The 22324-nt window shown below is 73.1% G+C and carries 1 protein-coding gene and 3 pseudogenes; all 4 read left to right on the top strand.

The window, feature by feature from the left end; translation table 11 throughout:
- Positions 1-60 precede the first annotated feature (60 nt).
- A pseudogene (locus tag HYQ63_RS38125) lies at positions 61-14991 on the top strand (type I polyketide synthase); the annotation flags it as partial.
- Positions 14892-15209, top strand: a pseudogene (locus HYQ63_RS46210) (hypothetical protein); the annotation flags it as partial. The pseudogenes HYQ63_RS38125 and HYQ63_RS46210, both read left to right, overlap by 100 nt.
- On the top strand, positions 15210-19190 hold the full coding sequence (locus HYQ63_RS45290) for an SDR family NAD(P)-dependent oxidoreductase (protein ID WP_373689236.1): 3981 nt from the start codon (positions 15210-15212) through the stop codon (positions 19188-19190).
- Between the two features lie 29 nt (positions 19191-19219).
- Positions 19220-22297, top strand: a pseudogene (locus tag HYQ63_RS38120) (type I polyketide synthase); the annotation flags it as partial.
- Positions 22298-22324 lie beyond the last annotated feature (27 nt).

The following is a 22324-nucleotide window of genomic DNA, read 5'->3' as shown; positions in this document are numbered from 1 at the left end:
GGCGGAGCCGACGATCGACCCTCAGGACGAACGCCAGCCCGGCGTTTTCGACAGCGCGCGATGAGGGAGGCACTCGCCACCATGACGAGTGATCTTGTTCACGGTACTGATGCCATCGCAATCACCGGCGTGTCGTGCCGCCTCCCCCAGGCGTCCGACCCCGGTGCCTTCTGGGAGTTGCTGCGCGCGGGCCGCAGTGCGATCACCGAGGTGCCACCGGACCGCTGGGACCCGGACGCGGTGCTGCCGGACGAGGGGGAACGGCATCGGGCCGGGCTGCGCCACGGCGGATTCCTCGACCGGGTGGACGCGTTCGACGCGGCGTTCTTCGGCATCTCCCCGCGCGAGGCGGTGGCGATCGACCCACAGCAGCGGCTGTTCGCCGAACTGGCCTGGGAGGCTCTGGAGGACGCGGGCATCGTCCCGGAGACGCTGCGCTCCACCGCGACGGGCGTGATGGTCGGGGCGATCGCCGCCGACTACGCGGCGCTGGCGCAGCGCGGCGGCGCGATCACCCAGCACTCGCTGCCCGGGCTGAACCGCGGTGTCATCGCCAACCGGGTGTCGTACGCGCTCGGTCTGCGCGGCCCGAGCCTGGCGGTCGACACCGCGCAGTCGTCGTCGCTGGTGGCGGTGCACCTGGCGGTGGAGAGCCTGCGCAAGGGCGAATGCACGCTGGCGCTGGCGGGCGGTGTGGCGCTCAACTTCGCGCCCGAGAGCGCGGAGGTCGCCGGGCGGTTCGGTGGGCTGTCGCCGGACGGGCGCTGCTTCACCTTCGACGCGCGGGCCAACGGCTATGTGCGCGGTGAGGGCGGCGGGGTCGTCGTACTCAAGCCGCTGGTGGACGCGGTGCGCGACGGGGACACGGTGTACGGGGTCATCCTCGGCAGCGCGCTCAACAACGACGGCGCCACGGACGGGCTCACCGTGCCCAGCGCGGAGGCGCAGGCCGCGGTGGCGCGGCAGGCGTGCGAGGACGCGGGGGTGGACCCGGCGCAGGTGCGCTATGTGGAGCTGCACGGGACGGGCACGCCGACGGGCGATCCGCTGGAGGCGGCGGGCGTGGGCGCCGCGTACGGCAGCGCACGGCCCGCGGGCTCGCCGGTCCTCGTCGGCTCGGCCAAGACCAACGTCGGGCATCTGGAGGGCGCGGCGGGCATCGTCGGGCTCATCAAGACGGCGCTGAGCATCCGGCACCGGGAGATCCCGGCGAGCCTGAACTACGAGACGCCGCACCCCCGCATCGACCCCGAGGCGCTGAACCTGCGCGTCCAGACCGCGTGCGGTCCGTGGCCGGACGCGCCGCTGCTGGCCGGGGTGAGTTCCTTCGGCGTGGGCGGGACGAACTGCCACGTCGTGCTCGGCGAGGGACCCGAGGAGGCCACGCCGGGCGCTGCGGAGAGCGACGAGCCGGCGATCCCGCTGGCGCCGTGGCTGGTGTCCGGACGTACGGAAACGGCCCTGCGCGACCAGGCCGGACGGCTGCGGGAGCGGCGAGCTGCCGAGGGCGACGGGGACGGGGACGCGTACGACATCGGCTGGTCGCTGGCCCGTACCCGCACCCACTTCGAGCACCGCGCCGTGGCCCTCGGGCTCGACCATGACGCGCAGCTGGAGGCGTTGCGGACCGGGGCCGAGCTGCCGGGGCTGGTCACGGGTGTGACGGGCGACCACGGCAAGGTGGCGCTGGTGTTCCCGGGGCAGGGCTCGCAGTGGGAGGGCATGGCGCGCGAACTGCTGCGTACGTCGGCGGTGTTCCGCGCGTCGATCGAGGCGTGCGACGTGGCGCTCGCCCCGTACGTCGACTGGTCGCTGCTGGACACGCTGACCGCCGAGTCCGGCGCGCCGTCCCTGACGCGCGCGGATGTCGTCCAGCCCGTGCTGTTCGCGGTGATGGTGTCGCTGGCCCGGGTGTGGGAGTCGCTGGGCGTGCGGCCGGACGCGGTGGTCGGGCATTCGCAGGGCGAGGTGGCCGCGGCGCACATCGCGGGAGCGCTCAGCCTGGAGGACGCCGCCCGGGTGGTGGCGCTGCGCAGCCGGACCATCATGACGCTGGCGGGCACCGGGGCCATGGCGTCGGTGCCGCTGCCGGCCGACCGGGTCGCCGCGTACATCGCCCCCTTCGGCGAGGGCCTGAGCATCGCCGCGGTCAACGGGCCCGGCACCACGGTGGTGGCCGGGGCCCCCGAGGAGGTGGCCGCGCTCCTGGCCCGCTGCGAGGCGGACGGGATCCGGGCGAAGGCCGTCCCCGCCGTGGACTTCGCGTCGCACTCGCCGCACATGGAGGCCATCCGGGAGCAGCTGCTGGAGCAGCTCGCCGAGGTGACGCCCCGTTCGTGTGACATCGCGTTCTATTCGACGGTCACCGGAAACGCCATCGACACCGCCGGGCTGGACGCCGGGTACTGGTACACCAACCTCCGTCAGCCGGTCCTCTTCGAGGCGACGCTCCGGGCCATGGCGGAGGCGGGGTTCGGCACGTATCTGGAGTCGAGCCCGCATCCCGTGCTCACCCTCGGGCTGCGGGAGACGCTGCCGGAGGCGCTGGTCGTGGGGTCGCTGCGGCGGAACGAGGCGCCGTGGCCGCCGCTGCTGACGTCGCTGGCGGAGCTTCATGTGCGCGGGCTGTCCGTGGACTGGTCCGCCGTCTTCGCGGGGCGGGCGCCGCGTCGCGTGGCGCTGCCGACGTACGCCTTCCAGCGCGAGCGCTACTGGCCGGAGGTGTCCACCGCGTTCGAGCCCGCCGCGCGGGCGGCCGTCCCCGATGCGGAGGTCGAGCGCGCACAGGCCCCCGCGGCGGACTCCGGAGCCACGACGTGGGCGGAGCGGCTCGCCGGGCTGCCCGAGGACGAGCGGAGCCGTACGGCGCTGGAGCTGGTGCGGCTGCGCACGGCCATCGTGCTCGGCCACCTGAGCACGGACACGGTGGACGTCGACCGGGCGTTCCGTGAGCTGGGCATGGACTCCACGATGGCGGTCCAGCTGCGTCAGAACCTGGTGGACGCCACTGGGCTGACGCTGCCGGAGACCGTCGTCTTCGACCACCCGAGCCCGGCACGGCTGGCGCGAAAGCTGTGCGAACTGGCCCTGGGCGAGGGCACATCGCCCGTTGCGTCCGCGCCGCGGGCGGTGGACGCCGACGACCCGATCGTGGTCGTCGGCATGGCCTGCCGCTACCCCGGTGGCGCCGGTTCGCCCGAGGAGCTGTGGCGGCTGGTCGACGGCGGTGTGGACGCCATCTCGGGGTTCCCCTCCGACCGGGGCTGGGACCTGGACGCGCTGTACGACCCCGAGCCCGGTGTGCGGGGCAAGACCTACACCCGGCACGGCGGGTTCCTGGAGGACGCCGCCGAGTTCGACGCGGAGTTCTTCGGCATCAGCCCGCGCGAGGCCACCGCGATGGACCCGCAGCAGCGGGTGTTGTTGCAGGTCACCTGGGAGGCGTTTGAGCGCGCCGGGATCGATCCGGGCACGCTGCACGGCAGCGGCACCGGGGTGTTCGTGGGCGCGATGTCACAGGAGTACGGCCCGCGGCTGCACGAGGGTGACGACGGGCTGGGCGGCTATCTGCTCACCGGCAACACCGCGAGTGTCGCCTCGGGACGGCTCGCCTACACCTTCGGGCTCGAAGGCCCGGCGGTGACGATCGACACGGCCTGCTCGTCGTCGCTGGTCGCGATGCACCAGGCGGTGCAGGCGCTGCGCGTGGGGGACTGTTCGCTGGCGGTGGCGGGCGGCGTCACGGTCATGGCGACCCCGGGCATGTTCGTGGAGTTCGGGCAGCAGCGCGGGCTGGCCGCGGACGGCCGGTGCAAGTCGTTCGCGGCCGGTGCCGACGGCACGATCTGGGCCGAGGGCGCGGGCATGCTCCTGCTCGAACGGCTCTCCGACGCCCAGGCCAACGGACACCCCGTCCTGGCCGTCATCCGCGGCTCGGCGGTCAACCAGGACGGCGCCAGCAACGGCCTCACCGCGCCCAACGGACCGTCGCAGCAGCGCGTCATCACCGCCGCGCTGGCCGCCGCCGGGCTCACCCCGGACCAGGTGGACGCGGTGGAGGGCCACGGCACCGGCACCACGCTCGGCGACCCCATCGAGGCGCAGGCCCTGCTCGCCACCTACGGCCAGAACCGCGAGGAGCCGCTGTGGCTGGGCTCGCTGAAGTCCAACATCGGCCACGCGCAGGCCGCGGCGGGTGTCGGCGGCGTCATCAAGATGATCCAGGCCATGCGCCACGCCACCCTGCCCCGAACCCTCCACGTGGATGAGCCCAGCACGCACATCGACTGGACCACCGGCAACATCCAGCTCCTCGCCGAGGCCCGGCCCTGGCCCGAGAACGGCCGCCCCCGCCGCGCCGCCGTCTCCTCGTTCGGCATCAGCGGCACCAACGCCCACCTCATCCTCGAAGCCCCGCCCACCCCCGAGGACACCGAGAACACCGAGGACCAGCAGGACGCGCCCCAGGGCACCCTGCTCCCGTGGGTGCTCTCCGCCAAGTCCGAGCAGGCGCTGCGGGACCAGGCCCGGCGGCTGCGCGGCCACCTGGCCGATCACCCCGGCCTCCCGCCCACCGCCATCGGCCGCTCCCTGGCCACCACGCGCGCCCACTTCGCCCACCGGGCCGCGGTGGTGGCCGCCGACCGCGAGGCGTTCGACCAGGCCCTGGACGCCCTCACCCGCGGCGAACCGTCGCCCGCCCTGGTGCGCGGCACCGCCCGCCCCGGCAGGACCGCCTTCCTGTTCACGGGGCAGGGCAGTCAGCGCCTCGGCATGGGCCGGGGGCTGTACGAGGCGTTCCCGGTGTTCGCGCGCGCCTTCGACGAGGTGTGCGCCGCGCTCGACCCGGCGGTGCGCGAGGTGATGTGGGGCGACGAGGAGGCGCTGCACCGCACCGAGTTCACCCAGCCCGCCATCTTCGCGGTGGAGGTGGCGCTGTTCCGGCTGCTGGAGTCCTGGGGCGTACGGCCCGACTTCGTCGCCGGTCACTCGATCGGCGAGCTGGCCGCCGCGCATGTCGCCGGGGTGTTCTCGCTGGATGACGCCGCCGCGCTGGTCACCGCGCGGGGGCGGCTGATGGGGTCGCTGCCGCCCGGGGGTGCGATGGTGGCGGTCGAGGCCACCGAGGACGAAGTGGCCCCGTATCTCACCGAGCGAGTGGACCTCGCCGCCGTCAACGGCCCCACCTCCGTGGTGCTCTCGGGCGCCGAGGACGCCGTCACCGCGGTCCTCGACCGGCTCGGTGAGCGCAGGACGAACCGCCTGACGGTGTCCCACGCGTTCCACTCGCCGCTGATGGACCCGATGCTGGAGGACTTCCGGTGGGTCGCCCGAACGGTGACGTACGCCGAGCCGCGCATCCCGGTGGTGGCTGACGGCGACGTGGCCACCGCGGAGTACTGGGTGCGGCATGTGCGCGGGACGGTCCGGTTCGCCGACGCGGTGACCCGGCTGGAGGCCGAAGGCGCCACCCACTACGTGGAGTTGGGGCCCGATCGCGTCCTCACCGCCATGGTCCGCCACAGCCTCACCGACCCCGACGGCGCCGTCCTCGTCTCCACCCTCCACCGCGACCGCGACGAGTCGCAGGCGCTGCTGGGCGCCCTCGCCCGGCTGCACACCCACGGCGTCGCCCTCGACTGGGCCCGCCTGTTCGGCGACACCCCGCTCCCGGCCGTCGACCTGCCCACGTACGCGTTCCAGCGCGAGCGCTACTGGCTGGAGACGCCGAAGCCCACCGCGGGCGCCGACGGCCTGGGGCTGACGGCGACCGGCCATCCGATCCTGACCACCGCGGCCGAACTCCCCGACTCGGGTGGCCTGCTCCTGACCGGCCGGGTGAACGCCACCACCCCCGGCTGGGCGGCCGACCACGCCGTCTTCGGCACGCCCGTCATGCCGGGCGTGGCGTTCGTGGACATGCTGCTGCACGCCGCGGCGCGGACGGGGTGTGCTCGCGTCGAGGAGCTGACCCACCACGTCTTCCTGGCCCTGCCCGAGCACGGCGCCCTCCAGCTGCGGGTCCTCGTCCGGGCTGCGGACGACGCGGGGCGGCGGGCCTTCGCCGTCCACTCACGGCCCGAGGACGCCCCGCCGGGCGCCGACTGGACCTGCCACGCCACCGGCGCGCTCGGCGCCGCCACGGAATCCATCAGCGCGTCCGACGATGCGGTCTGGCCCCCGGCCTCCGCCGAACCCCTCGACACCGACGGGTTCTACCGGCGGATCGCCGACGCCGGTTTCGGCTACGGCCCGCTCTTCCAGGGCCTCAAGGCCGCGTGGCGGGACGGTGAGGGCGACGACACTCTGTACGCCGAGGTCACCCTGCCCTCGGGCACGGCCCCGGGCCCGTACGGCGTCCACCCCGGGCTGCTCGACTCCGCCCTCCATCCGCTCGCCCTGGCCGCGGGAGACTCCGACGACGGCACGCTCCAGGTCCCGTTCTCCTGGAGCGGTGTGACCCTGCACGCGACCGGCGCACGCGCCCTGCGCGTCCGGCTCGCGCGCCTCGCGGCCGATTCGGTCGCGCTGCGGGTCATGGACTCCGCCGGGGCGCCCGTTCTGACCGTCGACTCCCTCGTCCTGCGCCCGGTCGGCGCCGAGCAGCTCGCCGCGGCCAGGCCCGACCGCGACGGGGCGCTCCACGAGGTCATCTGGCGCGCGGCCCCCACGCCAGCGGACGCCGCCGTGTCCGCCGAGGGCGCGGGGTGGGCCGTGGTCGGGGACCCGGGCGACCGGCTGGTCGCCGCGGCGCTGGCCGCGCTCGGCCCCGCGGCCGAGGCGTACCCGGACGCCGACGCCCTGCGCGCGGCGCTGCGGTCCGGTGCGGCCCGGCCGGAGACGGTCGTCGCCCGGTGTGCCGGGGCCGCCGACACCGACCCGGCCGAGGCGGCACACGGCGCGACGCGCCACGCCCTGGACCTGCTCCAGACGGTCCTGGCCGACGGCGCGCCGGACACCCGCCTGGTGGTCCTCACCGAGGGTGCCGTGTCCACCGAGGCGGACACCGGAAGCGGTGCCGATCCGGCCGCGGCCTCGGTGTGGGGCCTGATCCGCTCGGCCCGGACCGAGCACCCCGACCGGTTCACCCTCCTCGACGTCGACGGCTCGCGGGCCTCCGAAGAGACCATCGAGGCGGCCCTGTCCACCGGAGAACCCCAACTCGCCGTACGAGAAGGCGGGTTACACGTTCCCCGCCTCGCCCCGCTCTCGTCGGAGCCGCCTTCTTCCGCGACGCCCGCCACGGCATTCGACGCCCAGCGAACGGTGCTCATCACCGGCGGCACCGGCGCGCTCGGCGCCCTCCTCGCCCGCCACCTGGTCACCCGGCACGGTGTCAGGAGGCTGTTGCTGACCAGTCGAAGCGGCCCCGACGCGGCGGGCGCCCTCACCGAGGAGCTGACCGCGCTCGGCGCCGAGGTCACCGTCGCCGCCTGCGACGTAAGCGACCGCGAGGCCCTGGCCGCGCTGCTGGCGGCCCTGCCCGAGGAACATCCGCTCGGCGCGGTGGTGCACTGCGCGGGCGTCCTCGACGACGGCGTGGTCACCGAACTCGACCACGACCGGCTGGATACGGTGCTGCGCCCCAAGGCCGACGGCGCGTGGAACCTCCACCTGGCGACCCGGGACGCCGACCTGACCGCGTTCGTGCTGTTCTCCTCCGTGGCCGGCACCCTGGGCACGGCGGGGCAGGCCAACTACGCCGCCGCCAACGCGTTCCTCGACGCGCTCGCCCACCACCGCCGCGGACACGGTCTGCCCGCCACCTCCCTCGCCTGGGGGCTCTGGGCGGAGGACGGCGGCATGGGCGGCACCCTGGACCGGCGGGGCCTGGCCCGGATGAGCCGCGAGGGACTGGCTCCGATGCCCACCGCACGGGCGCTCGCGCTCTTCGACGCGGCCCTCGCGACCGGGCGCACTGCGCTCGTGCCCACCGGGCTCGATGTCACCGGCGCACGCGCGCAGCGGGCGCCGAGCCCGCTGTCCCCGCTGCTCGCCGACCTGATCCCCGTACAGGCCGCGCCCGCCGACCGGGCGAGCGACACCGGCCAGGACACCTCGCTGCGCGGGCGGCTGGCCGGGCTGCCCGAGGCCGAACAGCGCGACCTGCTGCTGGACGTCCTCCGCCTGCACATCGCCACCGTCCTGGGCCACAGCTCGCCGCCCGCCATCGACCCCGGAACGTCGTTCAAGGACCTGGGGTTCGACTCGCTCGCGGGCATCGAACTCCTCATCGTCCTGGGCGAGGCGCTGGGGCTGCATCTGCCGTCCACCATGCTGTTCGACCACCCCACACCCGCCGCCCTGATCACCCACCTCAGGGACGAACTGGTCAGCGACGCCCCGCTCCCGGTGGCCCCCGCCGAGGCGACGGACACCACGAGCGCCCCACGCGCCGCCGAAACCGGAGCCACCGGTGCCACCAGGGCCACCGCGCCCGCCGCGGACGACGAGCCGATCGCGGTCATCGGCATGGGGTGCCGTTTCCCCGGTGGCGCGAGCACACCGGAGGAGCTGTGGCGGCTGGTGGCCGAGGGCCGCGACGCGGTCGGGGCGTTCCCGGACAACCGCGGCTGGAACCTCGACGACCTGTACGACCCCGACCCCGATGTGCGCGGCAAGACCTACGCCCGCGAGGGCGGCTTCCTCTACGACGCGGCCGAGTTCGACGCCGAGTTCTTCGGCATCAGCCCCCGCGAGGCCCTCGCGCTCGACCCCCAGCAGCGGCTGCTGCTGGAGACGGCGTGGGAGACGTTCGAGGACGCGGGGCTTCGTCCCGACACCCTGGACGGCAGCGCCACCGGCGTCTTCGCCGGAGTCGTCACCCAGGAGTACGGCTCCCTCGTCCACGAGGGCAGCGAGCCGGTCGACGGCTTCCTGCTGACGGGTACGACGGCGAGCGTGGCGTCCGGGCGGGTGGCGTACACGTTCGGCTTCGAAGGCCCGGCGGTCACCGTCGACACCGCGTGCTCCTCCTCGCTGGTGGCGCTCCACATGGCCTGCCAGTCGCTGCGGAGCGACGAATGCTCCATGGCTCTCGCCGGTGGCGCCACCGTGATGGCCAACGCCGGAATGTTCCTGGAGTTCAGCCGGCAGCGCGGGCTGGCGCCCGACGGCCGGGCCAAGTCCTACTCCGCGGCCGCCGACGGCACGATCTGGGCCGAGGGCGCGGGCATGGTCCTGCTCGAACGCCTCTCCGACGCCCAGGCCAACGGACACACCATTCTGGCCGTCATCCGCGGCTCGGCGGTCAACCAGGACGGCGCCAGCAACGGCCTCACCGCCCCCAACGGACCATCCCAGCAACGCGTCATCAACGCCGCGCTGGCCAACGCCGGGCTGACTCCGGACCAGGTGGACGCGGTGGAGGGCCACGGCACGGGCACCACCCTCGGCGACCCCATCGAGGCACAGGCCCTCCTCGCCACCTACGGACAGGGACGCGAGGAGCCGCTGTGGCTCGGGTCGTTCAAGTCCAACATCGGCCACGCCCAGGCGGCGGCAGGCATCGGTGGCGTCATCAAGATGATCCAGGCCATGCGCCACGGCACCCTGCCCCAAACCCTCCACGTGGATGAGCCCAGCCCGCACATCGACTGGACGACCGGCAGCGTGCAGTTGCTCACCGAGGCCCGGCCCTGGCCCGAGAACGGCCACCCCCGCCGCGCCGCTGTCTCCGCCTTCGGTATCAGCGGCACCAACGCCCACCTCATCCTCGAACAAGCCCCCGCTCCCACACGCCTCGAACCGGCCCCGGACACCACGCCGCAGCCGACCACGGTCCCGTGGATCCTGTCCGCCAAGAGCGAGCAGGCCCTCCAGGCCCAGGCCCAGCAGTTGCGCACCCTGAGCCCCGAGCTGCGCCCGGACCGAGTCGCTCACGCACTCGCCACCACACGGTCCCTGTTCCAGCATCGGGCCGTGGTGGTGGCGGATGAGCGCGAGGCGTTCGACCGCGCGCTGGAAGCCCTCACCCGCGGCGAACCGTCCCCGGCCGTGGTCCGCGGCACGTCCCATCCGGGCAAGACCGCGTTCCTCTTCACCGGCCAGGGCGCTCAACGAGCAGGCATGGGCCGGGGGCTGTACGAGGCGTTCCCGGTGTTCGCGCGCGCCTTCGACGAGGTCTGCACCACCCTGGACCAGTACTTGGACGCCGAACAGCCCCTCAAGGACGTCATCTTCGCCGACGAACAGGGCCCGCTGAACCAGACCCGCTCCACCCAGGCCGGGCTCTTCGCCCTGGAGACCGCGCTCTACCGTCTCGTGGAATCCTTCGGCGTCACACCCGACTACGTCACCGGCCACTCCATCGGCGAACTCACCGCCGCCCACATCGCCGGAATCCTCACCCTGGACGACGCCTGCTACCTGGTCGCCGCCCGCGGCTCGCTGATGCAAGGGCTCCCCGCCGGGGGCGCCATGATCTCGGTGCGTGCCACCGAGGAGCAGCTGCGCCCGCTGCTGGAAGGCCGCGAAGACGACGTGGCCATCGCCGCCATCAACGGGCCCACCTCCCTGGTCATCTCCGGCGACGAACAAGCCACCACCGACATCGCCGCTGCCCTGGCCGAACGCGGCATCAAGACCCGACGCCTCACCGTCTCCCACGCCTTCCACTCCCCCCACATGGACCCCATGCTGGAGGAATTCGCACGCGTCGCCGGAGAACTCACCTACCACTCCCCCACCATCCCCCTCGTCTCCAACCTCACCGGCGAACTCGCCGACCCCGACGAGATCACCACCCCCGCCTACTGGGTCCGCCACGTCCGCGAAGCCGTCCGCTTCGCCGACGGCATCACCACCCTCCACACCCACGGCGTCCGCCACTACCTCGAACTCGGCCCCGACGCCACCCTCACCACCATGGCCCAGGACAGCGTGACCGACGACGCCGACGACGTCGCGTTCATCCCTGTCCTGCACCGAGAGCGGGACGAGCAGCACACGTTCCTCACCGCCCTCGCCACCGCGCACACCCACGGCGTCCACGTCGACTGGACTCCCCTGATCGGCGAGACCAGCACACCCATCGCCCTTCCCACCTACCCCTTCCAACGCCAGCGCTACTGGCTGGAAAGGTCCAGGCCCACCGCGGGTGCCGACGGTCTGGGGCTGACGGCGACGGGCCACCCGGTGCTGACCACCTTGGCCGAACTGCCCAATGGCGGCGGACACCTCTTCACCGGCCGCGTCTCCGGATCGGCCCCCGCTTGGGTGGCCGAGCACGCCATCTTCGGCGCGATGATCGTGCCCGGTGTGGCCTTCGTCGATCTCCTCCTCCACGCGGCACGCCACGTGGACTGCGACCACATCGAGGAACTCACTCACCACGTGTTCCTCGCCGTGCCGGAGCGCGGCGCCCTCCAGCTGCGCGTGCTCGTCGAACCGGCGGACGACTCCGGGCGGCGTTCCCTCGCGGTCTACTCCCGGCCGGAGGACGCCCCGGCCGAGAACGAGTGGACCTGCCATGCCACGGGAGTGCTCGCGGCCCAGGAGCGGGAAGCTCCGACCACGGCCGGCGTGCTGACGGACGATGTCTGGCCCCCGGCCGCCTCGACCCCCATGGACACGGAGGAGTTCTACCGGCGGGTCACCGATGCGGGCTTCGGCTACGGACCGCTGTTCCGGGGGATGCGCGCGGCCTGGCGGGACGGGGACACCACGTACGCGGAAGTGTCCCTCCCCACGGACGCCGATCCCGGTGCGTACGGCATCCATCCCGGTCTGCTCGACTCGGCGCTCCAGCCTGCGGCGCTCGTCGCGGGGCGCGAGGCGGCGGAGGACACCATCCGGGTGCCGTTCTCGTGGAGCGGCGTATCCCTCCACGCGACGGGGGCGAGCGCCCTGCGGATCCGTCTCATGTGGCCCGCACCGGACACGGTGTCGCTGGTCATCGCGGATCAAACGGGTGCGCCGGTGATGACGATCGACGCCCTCATCATGCGGTCGGTCGGCCCCGACCAGCTCGCCGCCGCGCGCGCCGCCGACGCCGGTGAGCTGTACGAGGTCGACTGGCTCGCCGTCCCGACGCCCGAGGAGGAGATACAGGGCACGGTCGAGGTCCCGCAGGACGCGGTGGCACTGCCCACGGCGCAGCGGGCCGACGGCACCACCGGGCCCGATGTGTTCGTCACGTGGTGTGTCTCCGAGAACTCCGAGAACGTCGAGAACTCCGACAACGGCGCCGACCCGGCACGGTCCACCCGTGCCCTGACGCATCGCGTGCTCGGCCTCGTCCAGGCAGTCGTGTCCGACGACCGGCCGGACTCTCGTCTGGTGATCCTCACCAGGGGCGCGATGTCCACCGGGGCGGGCGACGAGCCGACCGACCTGGCCGGAGCGGCGGTCTGGGGACTGGTCCGCACCGCTCAGTCGGAGCACCCGGACCGGTTCACACTGATCGACCTCGACGGTTCGGATGCCTCGCTGAGGGCCGTCCCCGCCGCCGTCGCCACGACAGAACCCCAACTCGCCGTACGCGACGGCGCGCTCCTCGCCCCTCGCCTCGCCCGTACCGCCGCGGACACCGACACCGACACCGCGCCCGACACGTCTGGCACCTCTCCGGCGCCGTTCGCCCCGGACAAGACGGTGCTCATCACCGGCGGCACCGGCGCCCTGGGCACGCTCCTCGCCCGCCACCTGGTCGGCACGTACGGCGTCAGGAGGCTGCTGCTCATCAGCCGGAGCGGCCCGCGGGCCGACAGCGGCATCGCCGCGGAACTCGCCGAACTCGGCGCCGAGGTCACGATCGCGGCCTGCGACGCCGCCGACCGGCAGTCCCTGGAAACCCTGCTCGGGAGCCTGCCGGAGGAGCATCCGCTCGGCGCGGTGGTGCACTGCGCCGGGACGCTGGACGACGGCATCGTGACGGCGCTCAGTCCTGAGCGGTTCGACGGGGTGCTCCACCCGAAGGTGGACGCCGCGTGGAATCTCCATCTGCTGACCCGGGACCTGGACCTGGACGCGTTCGTCCTGTTCTCGTCGGCGGTCGGTGTCCTCGGCTCTCCCGGGCAGGCCAACTACGCGGCCGCCAACAGCTTCCTGGACGGACTCGCCCAGCATCGCCGTGCGTGCGGGCTGCCCGCGACGTCACTCGCCTGGGGGCTGTGGGATCAGGGCGGCGGCATGGCCGGAACCCTCGATGAGCAGGACCGGGCGCGCATGAGCCGCAACGGGCTGCTGCCGATGCCCGCCGACCAGGCGCTCGCACACTTCGACGCGGCGCTGGCGGCGGCCCCGGCCGTCGTCGTCCCGGCCAAGCTCGACCTCGCGGGCCTGCGCGCCCGCGCCACGTCCGCCCCCGTGGCGCCGATCTTCCGTGGCCTGGTCCGCACGCCCCTGCGCAGCGCGGCCCAGTCGGCCGCGGCCGGAGGAAATGCGGGCGGCCTGCGGCAGTCGCTCGCGGGTCACCCCGAGCCCGAGCAGGACCGGATCGTGCTGGACTTCCTGCGCGGTCACGTGGCAACCGTCCTCGGACACGGCTCGCCCGACGCGATCGACCCCGCGCACTCGTTCAAGGACCTCGGCTTCGACTCGCTCAGCTCGGTGGAGCTGCGCAACTCGCTCAACAAGGCGTCCGGGATGCGCCTCCCCTCCACCCTGTTGTTCGACTACCCCACCCCCGCGGTGCTGGCGAGCTACATCCGTGGCGAGCTGGTGGGCAGTGGGCAGGCGGAGGCGACCGGCGCTCACGTGGCCCGGCGCACCGCCCGTACCGCACCGGCCGCGACCGACACGGCCGAGCCGATCGCGATCGTGGGCATGGGGTGCCGTTTCCCCGGTGGCGCGAGCACACCGGAGGAGCTGTGGCGGCTGGTGGCCGAGGGCCGCGACGCGGTCGGGGCGTTCCCGGACAACCGCGGCTGGGACGTCGAGAACCTCTACGACCCCGACCCCGATGTGCGCGGCAAGACCTATGTCCAGAAGGGCGGCTTCCTCTACGACGCCGACCGCTTCGACCCCGAGTTCTTCGGCATCACCCCGCGTGAAGCCCTCGCGCTCGACCCCCAGCAGCGCTTCCTGCTGGAGACCGCTTGGGAGACGTTCGAGGACGCGGGCATACGCCCGGACACCCTGCGCGGCAGCGACACCGGTGTCTTCGCGGGAGTGGCGGCCCAGGAGTACGTCTCGCTGACCCATCACGGCGGCGAACCTGTCGAGGGCTACCTGCTGACGGGTACGACGGCGAGTGTGGCGTCCGGGCGGGTGTCGTACACCTTCGGTTTCGAGGGCCCTGCGGTCACGGTCGACACCGCGTGCTCCTCCTCGCTGGTGGCGCTCCACTTGGCGTGCCAGTCCCTGCGGAGTGGCGAGTGCTCCATGGCGCTGGCCGGTGGCGCGACGATCATGGCGAATGCCGGGATGTTCCTGGAGTTCAGCCGGCAGCGCGGGCTGGCGCCCGACGGCCGGGCCAAGTCCTACTCCGCGGCCGCCGACGGCACGATCTGGGCCGAGGGCGCGGGCATGGTCCTGCTCGAACGGCTCTCCGACGCCCAGGCCAACGGACACACCGTCCTGGCCGTCGTACGTGGCTCGGCGGTCAACCAGGACGGCGCGTCCAACGGCCTCACCGCCCCCAACGGACCATCCCAGCAACGCGTCATCAACGCCGCGCTGGCCAACGCCGGGCTCAGCCCCGACCAGGTGGACGCCGTCGAAGGCCACGGCACCGGCACCACCCTCGGCGACCCCATCGAGGCACAGGCCCTCCTCGCCACCTACGGACAGAACCGCGACGAACCCCTGTGGCTCGGGTCGTTCAAGTCCAACATCGGCCACGCCCAAGCAGCCGCGGGCATCGGCGGCGTCATCAAAATGATCCAGGCCATGCGCCACGGCACCCTGCCCCAAACCCTCCACGTCGACCAGCCCAGCCCGCACATCGACTGGACCTCGGGCAACGTGCAGCTGCTCACCGAAGCCCGCGCCTGGCCCGAAACCGACCACCCCCGCCGCGCCGCCATCTCCTCCTTCGGCATCAGCGGCACCAACGCCCACCTCATCCTCGAACAAGCCCCACCACCCCCACACACCCCCAACCCGCCACCACCACCGTCCCCTGGCTCCTCTCCGCCAAGACCGAACAAGCCCTCCGCGACCAAGCCCAACGACTCCTCGACCACACCACCGAACACCCCACCCTCCACCCCACCGACATCGCCCACACCCTCGCCACCACCCGCACCACCTTCGACCATCGGGCCGTGGTGGTGGCGGATGAGCGCGAGGCGTTCGACCGCGCACTGGAAGCCCTCACCCGCGGCGAACCGTCCCCGGCCGTGGTCCACGGCACCCCGCACCCGGGCAAGACCGCGTTCCTCTTCACCGGCCAGGGCGCCCAACGAGCAGGCATGGGCCGCCAGCTCTACGACGCCCACCCCGTCTTCCGGGACGCCTTCGACGAGGTCTGCACCGCCCTGGACCAGTACCTGGAAGCCGAACAGCCCCTGAAGGACGTCATCTTCGCCGACGAACAGGGCCCGCTGAACCAAACCCGCTCCACCCAAGCCGCACTCTTCGCCCTGGAGACCGCGCTCTACCGTCTCGTGGAATCCTTCGGCGTCACACCCGACTACGTCACCGGCCACTCCATCGGCGAACTCACCGCCGCCCACATCGCCGGAATCCTCACCCTGGACGACGCCTGCCGCCTGGTCGCCGCCCGCGGCACCCTGATGCAGGCGCTTCCCAGCACCGGAGCCATGATCTCGGTGCGCGCCGCCGAAGACGACGTCAGGCCCCTGCTCGAAGGCCGCGAAGACGACGTGGCCATCGCCGCCATCAACGGGCCCACCTCCCTGGTCATCTCCGGCGACGAACAAGCCACCACCGACATCGCCGCTGCCCTGGCCGAACGCGGCATCAAGACCCGACGCCTCACCGTCTCCCACGCCTTCCACTCCCCCCACATGGACCCCATGCTGGAGGAATTCGCACGCGTCGCCGGAGAACTCACCTACCACTCCCCCACCATCCCCCTCGTCTCCAACCTCACCGGCGAACTCGCCGACCCCGACGAGATCACCACCCCCGCCTACTGGGTCCGCCACGTCCGCGAAGCCGTCCGCTTCGCCGACGGCATCACCACCCTCCACACCCACGGCGTCCGCCACTACCTCGAACTCGGCCCCGACGCCACCCTCACCACCATGGCCCAGGACGCCCTACCGGAGGGCGCCACCTTCATCCCCACCCTCCACCGCGACCGGGACGAGGACCACACCCTCCTCATCGCACTCGCCACCGCGCACACCCACGGCGTCCACGTCGACTGGACTCCCCTGATCGGCGAGACCAGCACACCCACAGCCCTTCCCACCTACCCCTTCCAACGCCAGCGCTACTGGCTGGAGTCAGCGAAGCCCACCACCAGCGCCCCGAACACCTCCACCCACCCCCTCCTCACCGCGGCGATCACCCTGCCCGACGGGGAAGGCGCCGTGTTCACCGGCGAGGTGTCGCTCAAGGCCCAGCCGTGGCTGAGCGATCACGTCGTCCACGGAACGGTGGTGCTGCCGGGCGTGGCCTTCGTGGATCTGCTGCTGCACGCGGCCGGATACGTCGGCTGCGATCAGATCGAAGAGCTGACGCACCATGCCTTCCTGGCCGTGCCGGAGCGGGGCGCTCGGCAGCTGCGGCTCACCGTGGGGGCCGCGGACGAGGCCGGGCGGCGGTCGTTCGCGCTGTTCTCGTCGGAGAGCGGGGCGGCCGAGGAGACGGCCGAGTGGACCCGCCACGCCAGTGGTTTCCTCGCGGATTCCGCGCCAGAGCCCGCGTTCGACCTCACGGCGTGGCCGCCCGCCGAGGGCGAGTCCGTCGACGTCGAGGAGTTCTACCGCGGGTTCATCGGACGCGGATACGAGTACGGGCCGCTGTTCCGGGGCTTCCGGGCGGGCTGGCGGGTCGGTGACACCCTCTACGCGGAGATCGCGCTCCCGGACGGTACGGACCCCGAGGCGTACGGCGTTCACCCGGCCCTGCTGGACTCGGCGCTGCACCCGCTGATGCTGTTCTGGTACGAGTCGGAGCGCGTACGGCTGCCCTTCTCGTGGAGCGGTGCGGCATTGCACGCCGTCGGCCCGTCCCGGTTGCGGGTGCGGCTGTCCCGTTCGGAGCGGGACGTGATGTCGCTGGCGGTGGCCGACGCCACGGGCGCTCCCGTACTCACCATCGCCGGGCTGGCCATGCGCGAGGTGGCGCCGGATCAGCTGGCCGCCGCCCGCGCCCGGCAGAGCGATGCCCTCTACGAGCCGAGCTGGCTCCCCGTGCCCGCGCCCGCGTCGCAGACCGGCGGCCCGTGGGCGGTGGTCGGCGTGACGGAGGTGGCCGCCGCGCTCCGTACCGCCGGGATCGACGCGGTGGACCACTCCACCCTCGCCACGCTCGGCGGAGAGGGCGCCAAGCCACCGCAGATCGTGGTGGCCGGCCCTGCCCGCTCCGACGGCGGCGACCTGGCGGCGGACGCACACACCGCGACCACCGAACTCCTCGCCCTGGTCCAGGACTTCGTCGCCCACGAGCCCCTCGCCGACGCGCGGTTGGTGGTGCTGACCCGAGGGGCGGTGGCCACGGAGGACGGTGAGCGGGTGCCGGATCCGGCGGCGGCCACGGTGTGGGGACTGATGCGCACCGCGGACGCGGAGTATCCCGGCCGGTTCGTGCTCGTCGACCTGGACGAGTCGGACGCCTCGTACCGCGCGCTCCCGGCGGCGCTCGCCACGGGAGAACCCCAGCTCGCCATCCGCGGCGGTGAGCTGCGCGTGCCCCGGCTGGTGCGCGCGACGCTGCCCGCAGCAGAAACAACAGGAACTCCGGAGACCGACGGCGGAGTGAACGGCAACGGGCTCGACTCCGAGGGGACCGTGCTCATCACCGGCGGCACGGGCACCCTCGGCGGCCTGCTGGCCCGGCACCTCGTGGAACGGCACGGCGTACGGCATCTGCTGCTGGCCAGCCGGCGCGGCCCGGCGGCGGACGGGGCGGCCGAGCTGGCCGCGGAGCTGAAGGCGCTGGGCGCCGACGTGTCCCTCGCGGCCTGCGACACCGCGGACGCCGAGGCGGTGTCCGGACTGCTGCGGTCGATTCCCGACGCGCACCCGCTGACCGGCGTGTTCCACACGGCCGGGGTGCTGGACGACGCCGCCGTCGCCTCGCTGACCCCGGAACGGCTCGCGCGGGTGCTGCGGCCCAAGGTCGATGCCGCCTGGCATCTGCACCGGCTGACGGAACACCTGGACCTGGCCGCGTTCGTGCTGTTCTCCTCCGCGGCGGGGGCGATCGGCAATGCGGGACAGGCCAACTACGCGGCCGCGAACACCTTCCTGGACGGGCTCGCCGCCCACCGCCGAGGGCGCGGCTTGCCGGGTCTCTCGCTGGCGTGGGGCCTGTGGGCGCAGACCAGCGAACTGACCTCGGGGCTGGATCCGGTCGGGCGGGCGCGGCTGGGCCGCGGTGGCATCGGCGCGATGCGCACGGCCCAGGCGCTCGGCCTGCTCGACCTCGCCCTGGGCTCACCGCAGGCGCTCCTGGTGCCCGCGAAACTGGACCTGGCCCGGCTGGGCGAGGGCGATGCCCCGGTGCCCCCGGTGTTGCAGGGGCTGGTCCGCTCCCGGGCCCGGCGGACTGCCGCCTCGGGTGGTGCGGCGGCCCCGGACACGCTGCGGCAGCGGATCGCCCCGCATGACGAGGCCACGCAGCTGGACATCCTCCTCACCTATATCCGCGGGCAGGTCGCCGCGGTCCTCGGCCATGGTTCTCCGGACGCCATCGACGCCGACAGCGGGTTCCTGGAGATGGGGCTCGACTCGCTCACCACCGTCGAGTTCCGCAACAACCTCAACCACGCCACCGGCCTCCGGCTGCCGCCCACCACCCTGTTCGACTACCCCACGCCGGTTCAGCTGGCCTCCATGCTGCGTGCCGAACTGGCCCCGGTCCGGGCCCCCGAGGAGGTTCCGCAAGCGCTGGTCGCCGAGTTGGACCGGCTGGAGAGCAGTCTGCGGACCGCCGTTCCCGGTGTCCGTACCGCGGTGGCCGCGCGCATGCAGGCCCTCCTGCTGAAGCTGGACGGCACGGGCCCGGAGGGCGCAGAACCGGAGCAGCCGGGGCCGGAGGGCGTGACGATCGAATCCGCGACGGACGACGAGATCTTCGACTTCATCGACAACGAGCTGGGGCTCTCATGAACGAGGACAAGCTGCGCGACTATCTCAAGCGGGTGACCGCCGACCTCCAGCGCACCCGCCAGCGGCTGGCCGAGGCGGAGTCACGGAGCCGCGAGCCGATCGCGGTCGTGGGCATGGCCTGCCGGTTCCCCGGCGGGGCCACCACGCCCGAGGGGCTGTGGGAGCTGGTGTCCGAGGGGCGTGATGCGGTGGGCCCGTTCCCGGACAACCGGGGCTGGGACCTGGACGGCCTGTACGACCCGGACCCCAATGCCACCGGGAAGACCTACGCCCGCCAGGGCGGCTTCCTCTACGACGCCGACCGCTTCGACCCCGAGTTCTTCGGCATCAGTCCCCGCGAGGCCCTCGCGCTCGACCCCCAGCAGCGGCTGCTCCTCGAAACCAGCTGGGAGTGCGTGGAGAGCGCGGGGCTGTCCCCGGGTGAGCTGCGCGGCAGCCGTACCGGGGTGTTCAGCGGGGTGTCCGGGCACGAGTACGCCTCGCTCATCCACCGCGGCCCGGAGGATGTCGAGGGCCATCTGCTGACCGGTACCACCCTCAGCGTGGCGTCCGGCCGGATCGCGTACACGCTCGGTCTGGAGGGCCCGGCGGTGACCGTGGACACCGCGTGCTCCTCCTCACTGGTCGCTCTCCACATGGCCTGCCAGTCGCTGCGGAACGACGAGTCGACCATGGCGCTGGCCGGTGGCGCCGCGGTGATGCCGACACCGGGAATGTTCGTGGAGTTCAGCCGGCAGCGCGGGCTGGCGCCCGACGGCCGGTGCAAGTCGTTCGCGGCCGCCGCCGACGGCACCACCTGGGCCGAGGGCGCGGGCACGATCCTGCTCGAACGGCTCTCCGACGCCCAGGCCAACGGACATCCCATCCTGGCCGTCATCCGCGGCTCGGCGGTCAACCAGGACGGCAAGAGCAGCCAGCTGAGCGCGCCCAACGGCCCCGCTCAGCAGCGGGTCATCCACGCCGCCCTCGCGAGCGCCGGGCTCACCCCGGACCAGGTGGACGCCGTCGAAGGCCACGGCACCGGCACCACCCTCGGCGACCCCATCGAGGCACAGGCCCTCCTCGCCACCTACGGACAGAACCGCGACGAACCCCTGTGGCTCGGGTCGTTCAAGTCCAACATCGGCCACGCCCAAGCAGCCGCGGGCATCGGCGGCGTCATCAAAATGATCCAGGCCATGCGCCACGGCACCCTGCCCCAAACCCTCCACGTCGACCAGCCCAGCCCGCACATCGACTGGACCTCGGGCAACGTGCAGCTGCTCACCGAAGCCCGCGCCTGGCCCGAAACCGACCACCCCCGCCGCGCCGCCATCTCCTCCTTCGGCATCAGCGGCACCAACGCCCACCTCATCCTCGAACAAGCCCCCACCACCCCCACACACCCCCAACCCGCCACCACCACCGTCCCCTGGCTCCTCTCCGCCAAGACCGAACAAGCCCTCCGCGACCAAGCCCAACGACTCCTCGACCACACCACCGAACACCCCACCCTCCACCCCACCGACATCGCCCACACCCTCGCCACCACCCGCACCACCTTCGACCACCACGCCGCCGTTGTCGGTGCCACGCGCGACGAACTCCTCGCCCAGCTCCACACCCTCGCCCAGGACCCCGCCCCCGCTGTTCTCCCCGCCCGGCCCCGCACCAAGAAGGTCGCCTTCCTCTTCACCGGCCAGGGCGCCCAGCACGCGGGCATGGGCCGCGGGCTCTATGACGCCTACCCCACCTTCCGCGGCGCGTTCGACACGGTCTGCGCGACCCTCGACCGCCACCTCGGCGCCGAACGCCCGCTCAAGGACGTCGTCTTCGCGGACGACCCCACCCTCCTGAACCAGACCCGCTACACCCAGCCCGGCCTGTTCGCACTCCAGACCGCGCTCACCCGGCTCCTCACCGAGGACTTCGGCATCACGCCCAGCCATCTCATCGGCCACTCCATCGGTGAGATCGCCGCCGCCCACATCGCCGGGATCCTCTCGCCGGACGACGCGTGCCGCCTGATCGCCGCCCGCGGCACCCTCATGCAGGCCCTGCCTCCCGGTGGCGCCATGATCGCCGTCGAGGCGAGCGAGGACGAGGTCACCCCGTACCTCACCGAACGCGTCGGCATCGCGGCCGTCAACGGACCCCGCTCGGTCGTCGTCTCCGGAGACGACACCGATGTCACCGCCATCGCCGAGGAGTTCTCCGGTCAGGGGCGGCGCACCCGCCGGCTCACCGTGAGCCACGCCTTCCACTCACCCCATATGGACCCCGTCCTCGACGACTTCCACCAGGTCGCCGGGACCCTGACGTACGACGCGCCGCGCATCCCCCTGGTGTCCACCCTGACCGGGGAGGTCGGCACCGCATTCGACGCCACCTACTGGACCGAGCACATCCGCAACACCACCCGCTTCCACGACGGCCTCACCGCGCTCCACGACCTCGGCGTCACCACCTACCTCGAAATCGGTCCCGACGCCGTGCTCACCGCGCTCACCCGCGAGGCGCTGCCCGAGGCCGCCGCCGTACCGCTGCTGCGCCCCCGCCACCACGAGCCGACCAGCCTGGTCACCGGCCTGGCCCAGGCCCACGCCTGCGGCGTCGCCGTGGACTGGAAGGGGTTTCTCGCAGGGCACGGCGGCCGAAGCGTGCCTCTTCCCCCGTACCCCTTCCAGCGCCGCCGCTACTGGCTCGACACCCCCGACCCCGCCGGTTCGCCCGCGGGCCTGGGCCTGGAGCCCGCCTCGCACCCGCTGCTGGCCACGGCCACCGAACTCCCCGACGGCAGCCGCCTGTTCACGGGCCGCGTGACGCTGGCCGACCACGCGTGGCTGGGCGACCACATCGTCATGGGGACCGTCATCCTCCCCGGCACCGCCTTCGTGGAGCTGGCGTTCCACGCCGCCCATACGGTGGGCACCGACGAGATAGCGGAACTCGTCCTGAACGCCCCCGTCACCTTCGGCGCCCGGGGCGCCGCGCTGCTCCAGGTCATCGTCGGGCCCGAGGATCCGTCCACGGGCCGCACCCTGACCATCAGGTCCCGCTCGGAGGAGGACCACTCCTGGACCGAGAACGCCACCGGCCATCTGAGCGCCCCCGTGCCGGTCTCCTGACCGTCCCGCGGACGCACCAACAGGGCC

Origin of the sequence: Streptomyces sp. Rer75, from assembly GCF_013414305.1 — a bacterium.
Lineage (GTDB): Bacteria > Actinomycetota > Actinomycetes > Streptomycetales > Streptomycetaceae > Streptomyces > Streptomyces himastatinicus.
Note: the sequence above shows the minus strand (reverse complement) of the source record. Positions and strands in the feature narration are given on the sequence as shown.